This is a genomic window from Terasakiella sp. SH-1, from assembly GCF_004564135.1.
Classification (GTDB): domain Bacteria; phylum Pseudomonadota; class Alphaproteobacteria; order Rhodospirillales; family Terasakiellaceae; genus Terasakiella.
On sequence record NZ_CP038255.1, the window covers coordinates 593,481 to 607,122 of the forward strand.

Sequence of the window (13,642 nt, forward strand, 5' to 3'; positions counted from 1 at the left end):
TGAAAAAGCAAAAGGTGTGCCAGTTTATAACTTGTTGTTATTGCTGGTTTTTGCTTTGTGTCTTTACCTTTCTTAACCCTGTCCGGAAAAAATTACCGGGCAGAGTTTCCCCACTTGGGAAGTGTAGGGAATTGGGCTATACTTGAAAAAATGACGAGATAATGAATGGGAAATTGAAATGAAAATTTCAAATGCAGGTCCAACAAAACCAGCGTTGAAAGGCAAAAAGAAAGAAGCTACGGGACAAACCAGCGGCTTTTCATCTCACCTCAATCGTACGCCAGGGGGGAATGATGGGCAGGTCGAGTTTCAGGAGATTAATCCGGTTGCCTCGATGGATTCCATTCTTTCCATTCAGGAAGTTGGTGATGCAACAGAAGAAGAAAACCGCCGTGTGCTTTATCAGCGTGGGGAAGATATTCTGGACCGTTTAAGTGAAATTCAACAGGAAATCTTAAGTGGTGCGATCTCGGTTGATCGTTTGCAAAATTTGGCTCATTTGCTACGGGCACGTCGCGAAACAGTTGATGATCCTCAGCTGGTACAAATTATTGATGAAATTGAATTACGCGCAGAAGTGGAAATAGCCAAGTGGGGACGCACTAAATAGTCGGCCAATTATGGTCTGATCCCCTAAGTTATTGGGATTTCTGATATAAATAAAGTTGCAACTCATCGAAGAAAACTTCTTGCGATCTTGTCAGACTCTCCTTATATTGCGGCCAATTTTACAGGGTGGCCGTACATGTAAGGGGTACTGGTATGAGCGTCGATTTGGCAGAAAACTATAAGCCGTCAGATGACGAAGAGTTCATGAATGAAGATATGCAGGAGTATTTCCGTCAGAAGCTCTTGGCATGGAAAGAAGAACTGATTCGTGAATCCAACGAAACACTGGAACATCTGCAGCAGGAAGACAATCAGGCTCCTGATCTTGCAGACCGTGCTTCCATGGAAACGGATCGTGCACTTGAGCTACGTACACGAGACCGAGCCCGCAAGCTGATCAGCAAGATTGATGCTGCGCTGGGCCGTCTTGAAGATGGATCTTACGGCTATTGTGAAGAAACGGATGAACCAATTGGTATTCGCCGCCTGGAAGCGCGCCCGATTGCGACATTAAGTATTGAAGCGCAGGAACGTCACGAACGTATGGAAAAAACTCATCGTGATGACTAAGCTTTGGCAGTGACGAGATTTGAAAGCGGTAATCGAAAGGTTGCCGCTTTTTTTATGTTATGTAATTTGAGGTTTGGTTTTAATTTATTCTTAGAATTTTTCTTTCATCATAGATTGGAGGAAAAAGGAGCTTGCTATGTCTAAATTTGATTATGACTGTTCAAAATGTGCGGCTTTTTGCTGTATTGCCTTGGGGTATGAGCAGTCCGATCAATTCCCTTATGAGAAACCGAAAAATCAAAGATGTAAAAATTTGGATCATTGTGACTCTTGTCTGATACATGATGACCTTGAGGAAAAAAGGTATAAGGGGTGTATCGCGTTTTCCTGTCATGGGGCAGGCCCCCATTTAGTTTCGCTATATAGTAAAATTGATTGGAAGAACGATCCTGAATTAACAGAGGAAGTTTATGATAAGTTTCATTTTCTTCGAGCTGCTTTTCAAATTGCGGAAGTGACGTTAACAACTTTACAATCACGCAATATAAAGACCAAACTTTTGCAAAGAGAGTTTTTTTAAGATGGTTGGTACCCGTCAAAAAGTTCCGGTGATTTTGGATGAAGAAAAAGCAAATGCTTTTACAGATAAATGGGACCAGGCTATTCGTAGCTTTATTTCAAAGAATGTTTGAAGTGATTTATCTTAGCTCCATTCACCCACGTCAATTTAAGTGGTTTTAATGCTAGGGTCCGGACCCTAGCTTATTGAGAATTAAAATAAAAGAAAGACTAAGAATGTCATTTAAACCCTATGCTCGTCCTGATGTGCGCGACAGTGATATTGACGCTGTTGTTGAGGTTCTGAAAAGTCAGTTCTTAACTACAGGACCCAAAGTACCGGAACTGGAAGCTTTTTTCTCTAAAATAGTGGGCGTACAAGAGGCTGTGGCTTGCTCCAATGGAACAACAGCATTGCATTTAGCTTCTTTAGCTTTGGGTTTGAAGCCGGGGGATAAGGTGATTGTTCCGGCTTTAACTTTTTTAGCAACAGCCAACGTGGTGCGTATGTGTGGTGCTGATGTTGTTTTCTGTGATGTCGACCCTGACACGGGTATTATGCGGCTTGAGGATTTGCAAAAAACGGCAGAACTTACAGGGCAAGGGGTTGTAGCTGTTTATCCCGTCCATATTGGTGGACACTGTGCTGATATGAAGGCAATTTCTGCCTATGCCCGCAAACGGGGTTGGAAAATTGTTGAAGATGCTTGTCATGCCTTAGGTGGGAGCAATCATGGTCATAGTGTCGGGGCATGTGCCTATAGCGACTTTGCTTGTTTTTCATTGCATGCGGTTAAGAGCTTTACCTCTTGTGAAGGCGGGGTAGTGACGACGAATGATCCTGCTATGGCTGAGCGAATGAGGCGTTTGCGAAACCATGGAATAAGCCGCAGTGAAGAGGCTGGGCCTTTACGTTATGAGATGCATGAATTGGGATTTAACTATCGTTTGTCAGATGTTCATGCCGCTTTGGCTCTTTCCCAGCTGGAGCGACTGGATGAGGTCGCAAAGCGTCGGGCGGAAATTGTGGAATGCTACCGACAGGAACTCAATGGTATTGCAGATGCTGTTTGTTCTGTAAAACCAACGCTTCATGGAGTGCCCTTACTTCATCTCTTCCAATTATTAATCGACTTCGAAAAGCTGGGATTAGCACGAGATGCCGTGGCCCAGACACTGGCTAAGAAAGGGGTCGGGACACAGGTGCACTATCAACCTGTATGCGACCAGCCTTATTATAAAAAACGATATGGTGTTGCTGATGTACCTGGAGCACGGCGGTTTTATAAAAGAGTATTGGCTTTGCCGCTGTATGCCTCCTTAACTGAGGTTGAGGTCAAGCAAGTTGTTCAAGCTGTGAAAGAGACTTTTATATATTGAAAGGTGGTGTTGTGGTCCCGTTCCTATAAAGAGGAGAGTACTTTCTGTTAGATTGAGATCAAACTTTCTCCACCAACCGTGCAAAAAGTTCTGAACAAAAACGGACAAGGTCATCTTCCCAATCGTTAAAACGCCGTAAGCATCCAAAGCGGTATAACCCCTATTCCCGGCGACAGAGTGCAAATTGATGTCTGTAAAGTCGCTCCCGGAATATACCACTATGCTGCCATAGACGATTGTTCTCGCTACAAAGTTCTTGGAATTTACCCTCGCAGAACTGCGGCAAATACAATCAAATTCCTTGAGCGTGTCGTTGAAGAAATGCCGTTCCCGATACAGCGTATTCAAACAGACAGGGGACGCGAGTTCTTTGCCTATAAGGTTCAGGAATGGATGCAGCAATATTGTATCAAGTTCCGCCCTATCAAACCCTATTCACCTCATCTGAACGGCAAGGCCGAACGAGGTCATAAAACCGATTTACAGGAGTTCTATGCCACTGCTGATCTGGAAGCACCGGACTTGGAAGACGAACTGGGTTACGGGCAGCATTTTTATAACTAGCACCGCCCGCACTCTTCACTTGGAGGCAAAACACCAGTTGATCGCTGTCACGAATTAAGCAGTAAGACACCGTTCTGGGACGAGGTTGAAGCCAACTATTTTCCAGAGAACGAACCGATACGAGAACAGCATTACAAACTTGATCAGGCCATCAGGAAATTGAAATGATGTCTGTTAACCCCACACTTAAGGCGGTAAAGCGCGTATCTCTTATCAAGATCAAAGTGGCTGTAATGTTTTCCCATAGCAATTCCAGTCTATAACTGAATTGCACTTCGTTTGTGAATTTAGCCCCCTCCCTTTCTCGTGTTGACTTATGGCGTATCATCTTGATGGTACGCCATTTTTTTATAACTTGTCGAAATGGTCAGGGCAGTGTTAGTGTTTTTAATCGGTGCAATGAACAGGGAAGGCATAGGTCTATGCGTATTGATACCGAAGTTAAACTGGATTACAAAAATGTTCTGATCCGGCCCAAGCGATCTTATTTGTTATCGCGCTCCGAAGTGGATATGGAACGCGAATTTCGCTTTCCCCATGCCCCAATAACATGGAAAGGGGTGCCGATCATTGCGGCTAATATGGATACGGTTGGAACTTTCAAGATGGCCAAGGTGCTGGCCGCTCATGGGGCCATGACAGCCCTTCATAAATTTTATGCACTGGAAGATTATCAGGCATTTGTAAATGGCAACCTGTTAAATGAAGCTGAGAATATTCCGCTTGATCCGGAACAGGGACTGAATGTCTGGAACAGTACCTTCTTTTCTTTTGGCATTACGGACCAGGATAAGGACAAACTGGATGCGGTGATGAAAATTGCTGAACAACGCCCCGAAGGGCAGCCCATTTTCATCTGTCTGGATGTGGCAAATGGATACAGTGAACGGTTTGCTCGCATTGTGGAACAAATTCGCAAGAAACATAAAGATTGCATCATCATGGCAGGCAATGTGGTGACGGGAGAAATGACGGAAGAATTAATCCTGTCTGGTGCCGATATCGTCAAGGTCGGGATTGGGCCGGGCTCAGTCTGCACCACACGGAAAATGACAGGGGTAGGCTATCCACAACTTTCTGCCGTGATTGAATGTGCCGATGCTGCCCACGGGCTAAAGGGGCTGGTGTGTGCCGATGGCGGTTGTACCGTACCGGGCGATGTTGCCAAAGCTTTTGCCGCCGGGGCAGATTTCGCCATGCTGGGTGGCATGTTAGCCGGTCATGATGAAAGTGACGGTCAAGTTCAAACCCGTCGTTTTCTGACAAACGAGCTGGATGATGCGGGCAAGCAGATTATTCGTGAAGAAAAATACGTTGAATTTTACGGCATGTCCTCAGATACCGCGATGAATAAACATTATGGCGGTGTGGCAAAATACCGTGCCAGTGAAGGCAAACGGGTTGAAATTCCTTACCGTGGCCCGGTGGAAGGGACCTTGACGGACATTTTAGGCGGGGTGCGTTCCACTTGCACCTATGTGGGGGCACAAAGCTTGAAGGAACTGTCCAAACGCACAACCTTTGTGACCGTATCACAGCAGATTAACGAGGTTTTTGGGCCATCCTAAGGCTATCTTTGCGGCCATTTCACATGATGGGCATCAATCACAAAGGGGTGGGCATGACGGACCTCTTTGTGGCGATGTTCATGGACATGGGGTTCCGGGCCTTCCCAGCCTTCATGGTCATGTTCATGATGGTGGTCGTTATGGCGATGGGGGTGGTCATGGGTATGGGCCTGATGGGTATGTTCCATCACAACCGGATCATTGGTTGGCCAAAGCTTCAAGGCCCATAAGGTCAGCAGAAAGGCAAGGCAGGCCAGAATGCTGAATGTTTGGGACAGGCCGATTGTAGCCCCCAGCCATCCGGCAAGGCTATAACCCATAAACCACGCAGCATGAGAAAGTGCGAAGTTGGCACTGAAATAGGCGGCGCGATCACCACTGGCAGCTGAACGGTTAACAACACGCGCAGCTGGTGTTTGGATAAGGGACCAGCCAGCCCCCAGCAGGAACCAGATGATCACAATGCCGATCAGCCCGGGCATAATCATTCCCCATAAAAGGGCCGATGCAATCAGACTGCCGCCAAGTATCATCATCGGGCGATCAGGCAGGGTGGTGAGAAGTCTTGGCAAACACAGCGCAACCAGCATGGACCCGGCCCCGGAGGCCATCATCACCATGGCGGTTTCACTTTCGCCTAGCCCTAGATAGCCGCGTATATAAAGTACCGTATTGACGATCACCATTGCCCCCCCACAGGCAACCGCCCCGTGCAATGCCAACAGGCCCCGCAGGCGCGGGGTGGTGAGATATGCCTTGATGCCAAACGTGATATTTTTCAAGATAGACGATTCGCGTTCGGTGACAGCGCCCTTGGGTAATGTCGTAATCAGGACCAGCAGGGCAGAAAGAGCAAAAGTCACGCCATTGAGCATAAACAGTGTGTCAAAGCTCCACAATGTCAGCAACAGGGCTGCAAGGGTGGGGCTGAGCATATTTTCCAGATCATAGGCCAGTCGGGAATAGCTCAATGCCTTGGTGTAGCGTTCTTCATTGGGTAATAACTCGGGGATGATGGACTGGAATAAGGGGGTAAAGCAGGCAGAACAGACATTGAGCAGAAAAATCACCCCATAGAGCTGCAAGGGGGTGGATAGAAAGGGCAGGGTTAAGATCAGTCCGGCCCTGATAATATCCAGAATAAAGAGCGTTGTTTTTCGGGGGAGAAGGTGTGCAACCCCACCGGCAATGGGGGCCACGCAGACATAGGCCACCATTTTAATGGCAAGGGCTGTCCCCAGAACCTGTCCGGCCTTGTCCCCGGCCATGTCATAGGCCAGCAGGGCCAAGGCAATGGTCGTTAGACCCGTTCCCAGCAAAGAGGTCACTTGCGCACAAAAGAGATTGCGATAACTGGGATTTTTTAGCGGCGAGGGGATGGATTGGCTCATATGAATGATTTTATGCGTTTTTTTCGATAAGAGAAGGTTCTTTTCTGCGTGATCATAAGATAAGCTGTTCAGAATTGTTTCAAAAGCCAGAAATGCCATGCAGGTTCTTTTTGTTCTTTCCTTTATTTTGATGGTCGCTGCTTCCCTGTTTGTTGGAAATGCCTTATCCGGGGGGTATGTGCCCTATATGGGGATGATTGCTGCAGGCTTGTGTCTTTTGGCTCTTTTTATGCCGTTTCTGAGTGAATATAATATTCTGCATCGGGGCTTTTCCAAAATTGGGGATAATTTCAAAAGCCTGATGGGAGGGCAGGACCATCATCAAGGCGATGTGGAAATCCTTCTGCCCGGTGAAAGCCATTTGCATGTCCGTGATTTTGAGAAACCTACAACGAAGACATTGCCCATTGGGATGATCATTTTGCTTGTGCTTTCGACCCTTTTGTTAGGAACGGATGCGGTGACTTACTATTTTGTCGAAGAGGGATTGAAGCCCGATAAGGGGCCCATCAGTAATTTTTAAACCTTTTGGGCCAAAGAAGCTGCAATCTGTGCGGCCAGTGCGGCATTATTTTTAAGCAGGGCAATGTTGCTATCCTTGCTTTTGCCTGCACTGAGTTTACCTAATTCAGCTAACAGGTAAGGGGTGACGTCCCGCCCTGTTGCCGTCATGCTGCTCAAGGCCGTTTCAATCAGCCCTTCGATTTCTTCCTTGGCATATTCATCTGCAAGGGGGATTGGGTTGCCGATTAACACACCACCGTCAAAACATAAGCCATCGGGCCAGTTGGCAAGGTTCCATTTGTGGATCAATAGGTTGGTAATATCGCTGATTTGATCCAGCCGGGTGGATCCGTTGACGCCGCTATTGCGATAATAAAAGGCCGGAAAGTCGTCACAGCCATAGGAAATGGTGGGCACACCCTTGGTTTCCAGAACTTCCAGTGTTTTGGGGATGTCCAGTACCGCTTTGGCCCCGGCGCAGACCACGCAAACAGATGTGTTAGCCAGTTCTTCAAGGTCGGCAGAAATATCAAATGTCTCTTCCGCCCCGCGATGGACCCCGCCGATCCCGCCTGTGGCAAAAATACGGATGCCTGCCTCTTGGGCGATGAGCATGGTGGTCGCCACTGTGGTGCCGCCATTTTTATTTAAAGATAAGGCCAGTGGCAGGTCGCGACGGCTGAGTTTCATGGCGTGGTTGTCTTGTGCCAGTGTGGCAAGCTGCAGGTCTGTCAGGCCCACATGGATTTGCCCCTCTATAACGGCAATGGTGGCTGGAATTCCCCCATGATCGCGCACGGTTTGTTCCAGTTCACGTGCGGTTGCCAGATTATCTGGATAAGGCAGGCCGTGGGTGATCACCGTACTTTCCAGGGCGACAATACCTTGGCGCTGGGAAAAGGCAGTGCGAACTTCCTCACTGATTGTGATGCGGCGATTGGTCATGTTAAGCCCTTCTTTTTAGAGAGTTTAAGCTTGCGTCAAAGGCGTTCCTAAGAGATGTTATAACAAACAAATTTATTGAGGTGGGCACTATAATGTCGTTTCGTTTAAAAGGGTTGCTGTTGGGGGCATGTGGTTTGGTGCTTGGTGCATGTGCAACCCAGCCAAACCCGCTGGAAGTTGCCAAGCTGCGTGAAATGCCCCAAGTCGTCGATATCCCCAGTTCGATCTTTTATACCGGCTCAACCGAGGCGGAACGCCGTGCGGCCTATAAGACTGATGAAGATGCCTATAAGGTGCCTGTGACGCGTCAACAAAATTGGTATGAATATGAACTTCCCCATGAACAAGTTCGCCTAAAGCGTTTTTTCATTACTAAAACACCTATTACCAACCATCAATATGCTGCCTTTGTTCGCGATACCCATCGTCAGGCCCCGGATGTGGATGTGGTGGATTGGGAAAGCTATGGTTTGAGCCATTCCTTTGCAAGTACGCGTAAATATGCCTGGAAAGAAGGGATGTATGGACCGGGACGGGGGGATCACCCGGTTGTGTTGGTCGATTTGGCTGATGCCAAGGCGTATGCCCAGTGGTTAAGTGATCAGACCGGAAAATATTGGCGCCTGCCCACTGAAAGAGAATGGGAGCTGGCAGCACGTGGGCAAGAGGGATGGGCTTATCCATGGGGGAACCATTTTAACCCGGCCAAGGCCAATACGGCAGACCTTGGGCCTTATGATACCTTGCCTGTGGGGTCTTTTCCACGCGGGGCTAGCCCGTTTGGCGTATTAGATATGGCTGGGCAGGTTTATGAATGGACGACCACACCGGGAGAAAAGGGGCGCATTACGGTTAAAGGCGGGGCCTGGGATGATCGCGGATGTGGTGTTTGCCGGGCGGCTGCACGACATCATCGACGCCCGGATATGAAGCATATTTTAATCGGTTTTCGCCTTATTCGGGAAATTGATGAGTAATCTATCTTGAATTCATAATCAGGGTACTTACCTCTATGAATGGGATGCTTAAGGAGGTCATATGAAAGCGGCACCAATTCCTGAAAATGACAAGGAACGTCTTGAATCCCTTCGTAAAATGAATTTGCTGTCAACGGCAAGGGAAGGGGATCTTGACCGGGTTACTCGTACGGCGCAAAAATTCTTTCAAATCGAAATTGCGCTGATTTCCCTGATTGATGAAGAACGCCAATGGTTTAAATCGCGTTGTGGGCTGGATGTGGCCCAAACCGGGCGTGATATTTCTTTTTGCGGTCATGCGATTATGGGGGCAGATGTTTTCATCGTTGAAAATGCCCTTGATGATGAACGTTTTTTTGATAACCCATTAGTGACAGGTGGGCCGGAAATTCGCTTTTATGCCGGACAGCCTTTAAGTAATACTGAGGGACATCACATCGGGACCTTGTGTATCATTTCCCCCAAGAGACGAAGCTTGAGTGAAAGTGATGCGCAGGCTTTACGGGATTTTGCCCGTATGGTGGAAATTGTTCTGGAAAACAGGCATCTAAATGAAATGCAGCTTAGCTTGCTTTCGGCCCTTGAAAATGCCCAACGCGATGCCATGCTTGATACGCTGACGGGCATTTGGAACAGGGATGCCTTTCATAATTTTTTTGAACGTCAAAAAGAACAAGCGCTGCGTGAAGGGAGTTCTTTTGGGCTGGCGCTGGTTGACCTTGATGATTTTAAGAAATTGAATGACCAGTTTGGGACAGAGGTCGGGGATCTGGTGATCAAGGAAACGGCTTCTATTTTGGTGGATAATTCACGCTCTGCCGATTTTGTTGTGCGTATGGGCAGCGAGTTATTTGCCCTGATCTTCCATGATGTGGATGAGTTGACCCTGCCTTATATGGGGGAAAAATATCTGACGGCCTTTCGCAGGCGGGGCGAAATTCAAACAGAAAGTGGTCCCTGTCGTTTTACGGCCAGCATCGGAATGGTCTTTGTAAATCCGGCTATTGATGTGGGGGATCTGGAAAAAGTCGTGCTTGATCAGGCTGAAGAAGCCTTGTTTGAAGCAAAAAAAGCAGGAAAAGCCTGTTCACGGATTAAAGATTTTCAGGAAGAGGTTCTTAAGGCATTGGCCTTATCGTAAAACAAAAAAAGGCTCCGCAGATCGGGAGCCTTTTCCGTATCGAATATGTCGCTGTGCTTAGTCTTTGGCACGTTCCACATAGGTGCCGTCCATTGTGTTGACCACAATGCGTGTTCCTGCACCAATGTGCGGCGGAACAAGGATTTTAACGCCATTGTCCAGAACAGCCGGTTTGAAGGAAGAAGACTGGGTTTGACCTTTTACAACCGCATCGGCCTCGGCAATTTCAAACGTCATTTTTTCCGGCAGTTTGACACCGAGGATTTCACCTTCATAGGTTTCAATCTCAGCGGTGATACCGTCTTTTAAAAACGGGGCTTGTTCTTCCAGCAGCATAGAGCTGTTGGCTTCAATTTGCTCATATGTTTCATTGTCCATGAATGTCAGCAGTTCGCCATCGCTGTAGAGATACTGATATTCTTTTTGTTCCAGGCTGACACGTTCAACGGTTTCAGACGCACGGAAACGTTCGTTCAATTTTGTTCCAACGCGGATGTCTTTGAGTTCGACTTGGTTGAAAGCACCGCCTTTACCCGGTTTTACGGCCTGACATTTAACTGCACGCCACAACGCACCCTTATGGCTGATGACATTACCGGGGCGAATTTCGTTACCGTTGATTTTCATAGCTTGAATATTTCCACAAAAAATAAGACTGAAATCTGGCGCGCAACCTAACAGGAAGTGCGCGCAAACGCAATTATCACTTCAAAAGTTGGTTGAATTTTTTTACGGCTGCCTCTGGGCCTTCGGGGTGTTCCCATACACCGGAACTTACCGCAAGAAAGTCGGCCCCTGCCTCAACAAGGGGGGCGGCATTTTCTGTCGTAATGCCACCAATGGCGACACAGGGGACTTCAAACATGGTGGACCACCATTCCAAAATCCACGGTTCAGCCTTTGATTTGGCTTCTTTGGTCTGGGTCGGGTAAAACGCACCAAAGGCCACGTAATCAGCACCTTGTTCACCGGCGATCATCGCCAGGTGTTTCGAATCGTGGCAGGTCACGCCCACAATGGCATCTTTGCCGACAATCTCACGTGCCTTTTTATAAGGCGTATCATCTTGGCCCACATGGACCCCGTCACAGCCCATTTCCTTGGCGAGTTTCGGATTGTCATTAAGCACAAAGGCAATGTTGCGGCCCTGAACAATAGGGGCCAGCTTTTCACACGCCGTGCGCACCACATCATCACTGACATCTTTTAGGCGCAGCTGTACACAGGCAACATCGCTTGCATCCAGTGTGCTTTCCAGTATGGGGGCGAATGTATCGAGATCAATAGCAGGCGGGGTGATGAGGTAAAGTTCAGCGCTCATATCTTAAAATCCGGCTTGGGCCATAGCAATGGCGGTATCTGACATGCGGTTGGAAAAACCCCATTCATTGTCATACCACGACAAGACGCGAACAAAATTGCCATCCATCACGGTGGTTTGTGTCAGGTCAAAGGCCGAAGAATCCGGGTTGTGGTTATAATCAATGGAGACCAGCTGTACATCATAAGCCCCAAGCACCCCTTTTAAGCGGCCATTGGCAGCCTCAACAATGGCTGTGTTGATTTCTTCCACCGTGGTGTCGCGCCCGGCATCAAAGGTTAAGTCGATCAGCGACACATTCGGGGTCGGGACACGAATGGCACAGCCATCCAGCTTACCCGCCAGTTCAGGGATGACCAGCCCGGTAGCGCGTGCGGCCCCGGTGGTTGTCGGGATCATGGAAACAGCCCCTGCGCGTGCGCGGCGCATATCACGGTGCAGGGCATCCACCGTATTCTGGTCCCCGGTATAGGAATGCACAGTTGTCATATAGCCTTTTTTGATTCCCACAAGCTTATGCAGGACATCTGCGACCGGCGCGAGACAGTTGGTCGTGCAGGAGGCATTGGAAACGATCTTGTGATCTTTGCTCAAAAGGTCATGATTGATCCCGTACACAACAGTGAGGTCAGCATCCTTACCCGGTGCGGAGATCAGCACTTTTTTCGCCCCGGCATCCAGATGGGCCTGGGCTTGATCTCTTTCCTTAAATTTTCCGGTGCATTCAAAAACGATATCCACATCCAGCTCTGCCCAGGGCAGGTTTTTGGGGTCGCTTTCAGAGGTAAATTTAATCACCTTGCCATCAATGGTCATGGAGTCGGCACTGGAAGAGACATCTGCATTTAAGATCCCATGGGCAGAATCGTATTTCAGCAGATGGGCATTGCTGTCAACCGGGCCAAGATCGTTGATGGCGACCACGTTGATATCATCACGCTTGTTTTCGATCATTGCGCGCAGGCAAAGACGACCAATGCGGCCAAAGCCATTAATTGCTACGCGAAGCGCCATTGCATCCTCCATAAGGCTCGAAAAAGATTAGGGATTCTATAGCATGGAGTCTGAGGGAAAAACCAGAGTCTGATCACTTGTTTTTTACTTTTAAGCTTCTTTCATGGCTTCGGTCTTGCCCAACGGGTAATTTTTTGTCATTACCTAGGGCTTGGAATTTTCAATTTAACGGCATTGAGGCATTTTCTTGTCCGGTCTTGCACAGATTTCACCACGGGTTTTATCCGCTTTTGAGCGACTCGAAAAAGCTGTCGAGCGTCTGAACAAGGTGTGCGAGTCGCAGTCTGACAAGGTAGATGCCAGCGAACTGGATATCCTTCAGGCACAGGTGAAAGGATTACAAGATGATAATCTGGCCTTGTCTGAAGCACTCGAAGTTCATACGCAGGCCGATTATGATGCTCAGTTCGAACAGCTTAATGACAAGATTATTGCCTTGAGCGATCAAAACCGTGAACTGGCTGAAAGCAATACTTCGCTTAAAGAAATGAATAGCGGTTTTTCACAGCGTCTGGAAAAGCTGATCGGAAATGTTCAGCAGGTCTTGCAGGAGGAAGAATAATGGCTTCTGTTGCGATTACGGTGAATGGACGGCGTTATGAAATTGCCTGTGAAGAAGGTCAAGAAGCTCAGCTTGCGCGTTTGGGGCGTTATGTCGATGAACGGGTGCGTCAGCTGGCTGCAGCCGTTGGGCAATTGGGCGACAGCCGTCTGATGGTGATGACAGCCTTGCTGCTGGCTGATGAACTCAGTGAAAAGAATAACGAACTGGAAGCTTATAAAGTCGAACATAATGCGTCTGTTCGCGATCGAAAAGAAGAAATTATTGCGGAAAAACTAGACCTTATGACAGGGCGAATTGTCAAGATTGCCGAAGCCCTGGAAGGTGAAGAAAGGCTGGATTTAGAGGTTCCGCAAGGTCGCGGCGAAGATGAGGCGCCAGAAGAGGCGTGACATTTAATTTAAGAATGACTATATAGCGCGGTGTGAGGCTGCGAAGTGCGTAGGTGTTCGTGAGTCCCCGGGGCCAATAACGAAACCATAGGGAGCTGTCCCTGTCCACCTCGTGGGGTGGTTACACGGCGCCCACCTGCTTTGGCAGGCCTATGGTGGACCTAGAAAACATCACGGCTTATGTGGCTTCACCCGATTTCTTGATG

At 48.1% G+C, this 13,642-nt stretch carries 16 protein-coding genes and 1 other RNA gene; 12 read left to right on the forward strand and 5 right to left on the reverse strand.

Annotated features, from left to right (window positions below):
• Positions 1-178 precede the first annotated feature (178 nt).
• From E4K71_RS02650 to E4K71_RS02675, 6 genes are all read left to right on the forward strand, one after another.
• Complete coding sequence (locus tag E4K71_RS02650; RefSeq protein WP_135076168.1) at positions 179-610, forward strand: flagellar assembly protein FliX; 432 nt, start codon at positions 179-181, stop codon at positions 608-610.
• A gap of 152 nt (positions 611-762) precedes the next feature.
• The gene (gene dksA / locus E4K71_RS02655; protein ID WP_135076171.1) at positions 763-1,179 is read left to right on the forward strand and encodes an RNA polymerase-binding protein DksA; all 417 of its coding nucleotides are present in this window, start codon (positions 763-765) and stop codon (positions 1,177-1,179) included.
• A 136-nt stretch (positions 1,180-1,315) separates the two neighbouring features.
• Entirely contained in the window at positions 1,316-1,699 is a 384-nt protein-coding gene (locus E4K71_RS02660; RefSeq protein WP_135076174.1) for a hypothetical protein, read from the forward strand.
• Between the two features lie 215 nt (positions 1,700-1,914).
• Positions 1,915-3,057 (forward strand): UDP-4-amino-4,6-dideoxy-N-acetyl-beta-L-altrosamine transaminase, encoded by a 1,143-nt coding sequence (gene pseC, locus E4K71_RS02665; protein ID WP_135076177.1) that lies wholly within the window; start codon positions 1,915-1,917, stop codon positions 3,055-3,057.
• Positions 3,058-3,234: 177 nt separating this feature from the next.
• Positions 3,235-3,621 carry a DDE-type integrase/transposase/recombinase gene (locus E4K71_RS18330; protein ID WP_206201945.1) on the forward strand — a complete coding sequence of 129 codons (387 nt, stop codon included), beginning with the start codon at positions 3,235-3,237 and terminating at the stop codon, positions 3,619-3,621.
• A gap of 422 nt (positions 3,622-4,043) precedes the next feature.
• On the forward strand, positions 4,044-5,189 hold the full coding sequence (locus E4K71_RS02675; protein WP_135076183.1) for a GMP reductase: 1,146 nt from the start codon (positions 4,044-4,046) through the stop codon (positions 5,187-5,189).
• Between the two features lie 2 nt (positions 5,190-5,191).
• Here E4K71_RS02675 and E4K71_RS02680 read toward each other — a convergent pair whose 3' ends face one another.
• On the reverse strand, positions 5,192-6,679 hold the full coding sequence (locus E4K71_RS02680; protein WP_240796864.1) for an MFS transporter: 1,488 nt from the start codon (positions 6,677-6,679) through the stop codon (positions 5,192-5,194).
• Here E4K71_RS02680 and E4K71_RS02685 point away from each other — a divergent pair.
• Entirely contained in the window at positions 6,678-7,103 is a 426-nt protein-coding gene (locus E4K71_RS02685) for a hypothetical protein (RefSeq protein ID WP_135076186.1), read from the forward strand. The genes E4K71_RS02680 and E4K71_RS02685 overlap by 2 nt on opposite strands.
• Here E4K71_RS02685 and E4K71_RS02690 read toward each other — a convergent pair.
• Positions 7,100-8,029: a pseudouridine-5'-phosphate glycosidase gene (locus E4K71_RS02690; protein WP_135076189.1), complete on the reverse strand. Its 930-nt coding sequence runs from the start codon at positions 8,027-8,029 to the stop codon at positions 7,100-7,102. The genes E4K71_RS02685 and E4K71_RS02690 overlap by 4 nt on opposite strands.
• A 92-nt stretch (positions 8,030-8,121) precedes the next feature.
• Here E4K71_RS02690 and E4K71_RS02695 point away from each other — a divergent pair, with 92 nt between their 5' ends.
• Positions 8,122-9,006, forward strand: a complete 885-nt coding sequence (locus E4K71_RS02695; protein ID WP_135076192.1) for an SUMF1/EgtB/PvdO family nonheme iron enzyme — start codon at positions 8,122-8,124, stop codon at positions 9,004-9,006.
• A 61-nt stretch (positions 9,007-9,067) separates the two neighbouring features.
• Positions 9,068-10,147, forward strand: a complete 1,080-nt coding sequence (locus tag E4K71_RS02700) for a sensor domain-containing diguanylate cyclase (protein WP_135076195.1) — start codon at positions 9,068-9,070, stop codon at positions 10,145-10,147.
• Positions 10,148-10,204: 57 nt separating this feature from the next.
• On the opposite strand, the gene efp is transcribed toward E4K71_RS02700, so the two are convergent.
• The 3 genes from efp to gap all read right to left on the reverse strand — a co-directional run bounded on the left by efp (position 10,205) and on the right by gap (position 12,482).
• Positions 10,205-10,774: an elongation factor P gene (gene efp / locus E4K71_RS02705; RefSeq protein WP_135076198.1), complete on the reverse strand. Its 570-nt coding sequence runs from the start codon at positions 10,772-10,774 to the stop codon at positions 10,205-10,207.
• 76 nt (positions 10,775-10,850) lie between these two features.
• Positions 10,851-11,468, reverse strand: coding sequence for a thiamine phosphate synthase (gene thiE, locus E4K71_RS02710; RefSeq protein WP_135076201.1), 618 nt, complete (start codon positions 11,466-11,468; stop codon positions 10,851-10,853).
• Between the two features lie 3 nt (positions 11,469-11,471).
• Positions 11,472-12,482 (reverse strand): type I glyceraldehyde-3-phosphate dehydrogenase, encoded by a 1,011-nt coding sequence (gene gap, locus E4K71_RS02715; protein WP_135076204.1) that lies wholly within the window; start codon positions 12,480-12,482, stop codon positions 11,472-11,474.
• Between the two features lie 187 nt (positions 12,483-12,669).
• Here gap and E4K71_RS02720 point away from each other — a divergent pair, with 187 nt between their 5' ends.
• The 3 genes from E4K71_RS02720 to ssrS all read left to right on the forward strand — a co-directional run bounded on the left by E4K71_RS02720 (position 12,670) and on the right by ssrS (position 13,629).
• Entirely contained in the window at positions 12,670-13,044 is a 375-nt protein-coding gene (locus E4K71_RS02720) for a hypothetical protein (RefSeq protein WP_135076207.1), read from the forward strand.
• Positions 13,044-13,436, forward strand: coding sequence for a cell division protein ZapA (locus tag E4K71_RS02725; RefSeq protein WP_135076210.1), 393 nt, complete (start codon positions 13,044-13,046; stop codon positions 13,434-13,436). Before E4K71_RS02720 ends, E4K71_RS02725 begins: the two co-directional genes overlap by 1 nt.
• A gap of 32 nt (positions 13,437-13,468) precedes the next feature.
• Positions 13,469-13,629, forward strand: a non-coding RNA gene (gene ssrS, locus E4K71_RS02730) — 6S RNA.
• Positions 13,630-13,642 lie beyond the last annotated feature (13 nt).

Coding starts and splice junctions, on each gene's coding strand:
- E4K71_RS02690 (WP_135076189.1), bottom strand. CDS start 8,029: ATGACCAATCGCCGCATCACAATCAGTGAGGAAGTTCGCACTGCCTTT.
- E4K71_RS02725 (WP_135076210.1), top strand. CDS start 13,044: ATGGCTTCTGTTGCGATTACGGTGAATGGACGGCGTTATGAAATTGCC.
- E4K71_RS02700 (WP_135076195.1), top strand. CDS start 9,068: ATGAAAGCGGCACCAATTCCTGAAAATGACAAGGAACGTCTTGAATCC.
- E4K71_RS02650 (WP_135076168.1), top strand. CDS start 179: ATGAAAATTTCAAATGCAGGTCCAACAAAACCAGCGTTGAAAGGCAAA.
- gap (WP_135076204.1), bottom strand. CDS start 12,482: ATGGCGCTTCGCGTAGCAATTAATGGCTTTGGCCGCATTGGTCGTCTT.
- E4K71_RS02685 (WP_135076186.1), top strand. CDS start 6,678: ATGCAGGTTCTTTTTGTTCTTTCCTTTATTTTGATGGTCGCTGCTTCC.
- E4K71_RS02675 (WP_135076183.1), top strand. CDS start 4,044: ATGCGTATTGATACCGAAGTTAAACTGGATTACAAAAATGTTCTGATC.
- E4K71_RS02695 (WP_135076192.1), top strand. CDS start 8,122: ATGTCGTTTCGTTTAAAAGGGTTGCTGTTGGGGGCATGTGGTTTGGTG.
- thiE (WP_135076201.1), bottom strand. CDS start 11,468: ATGAGCGCTGAACTTTACCTCATCACCCCGCCTGCTATTGATCTCGAT.
- pseC (WP_135076177.1), top strand. CDS start 1,915: ATGTCATTTAAACCCTATGCTCGTCCTGATGTGCGCGACAGTGATATT.
- E4K71_RS02680 (WP_240796864.1), bottom strand. CDS start 6,679: ATGGCATTTCTGGCTTTTGAAACAATTCTGAACAGCTTATCTTATGAT.
- efp (WP_135076198.1), bottom strand. CDS start 10,774: ATGAAAATCAACGGTAACGAAATTCGCCCCGGTAATGTCATCAGCCAT.
- dksA (WP_135076171.1), top strand. CDS start 763: ATGAGCGTCGATTTGGCAGAAAACTATAAGCCGTCAGATGACGAAGAG.
- E4K71_RS02660 (WP_135076174.1), top strand. CDS start 1,316: ATGTCTAAATTTGATTATGACTGTTCAAAATGTGCGGCTTTTTGCTGT.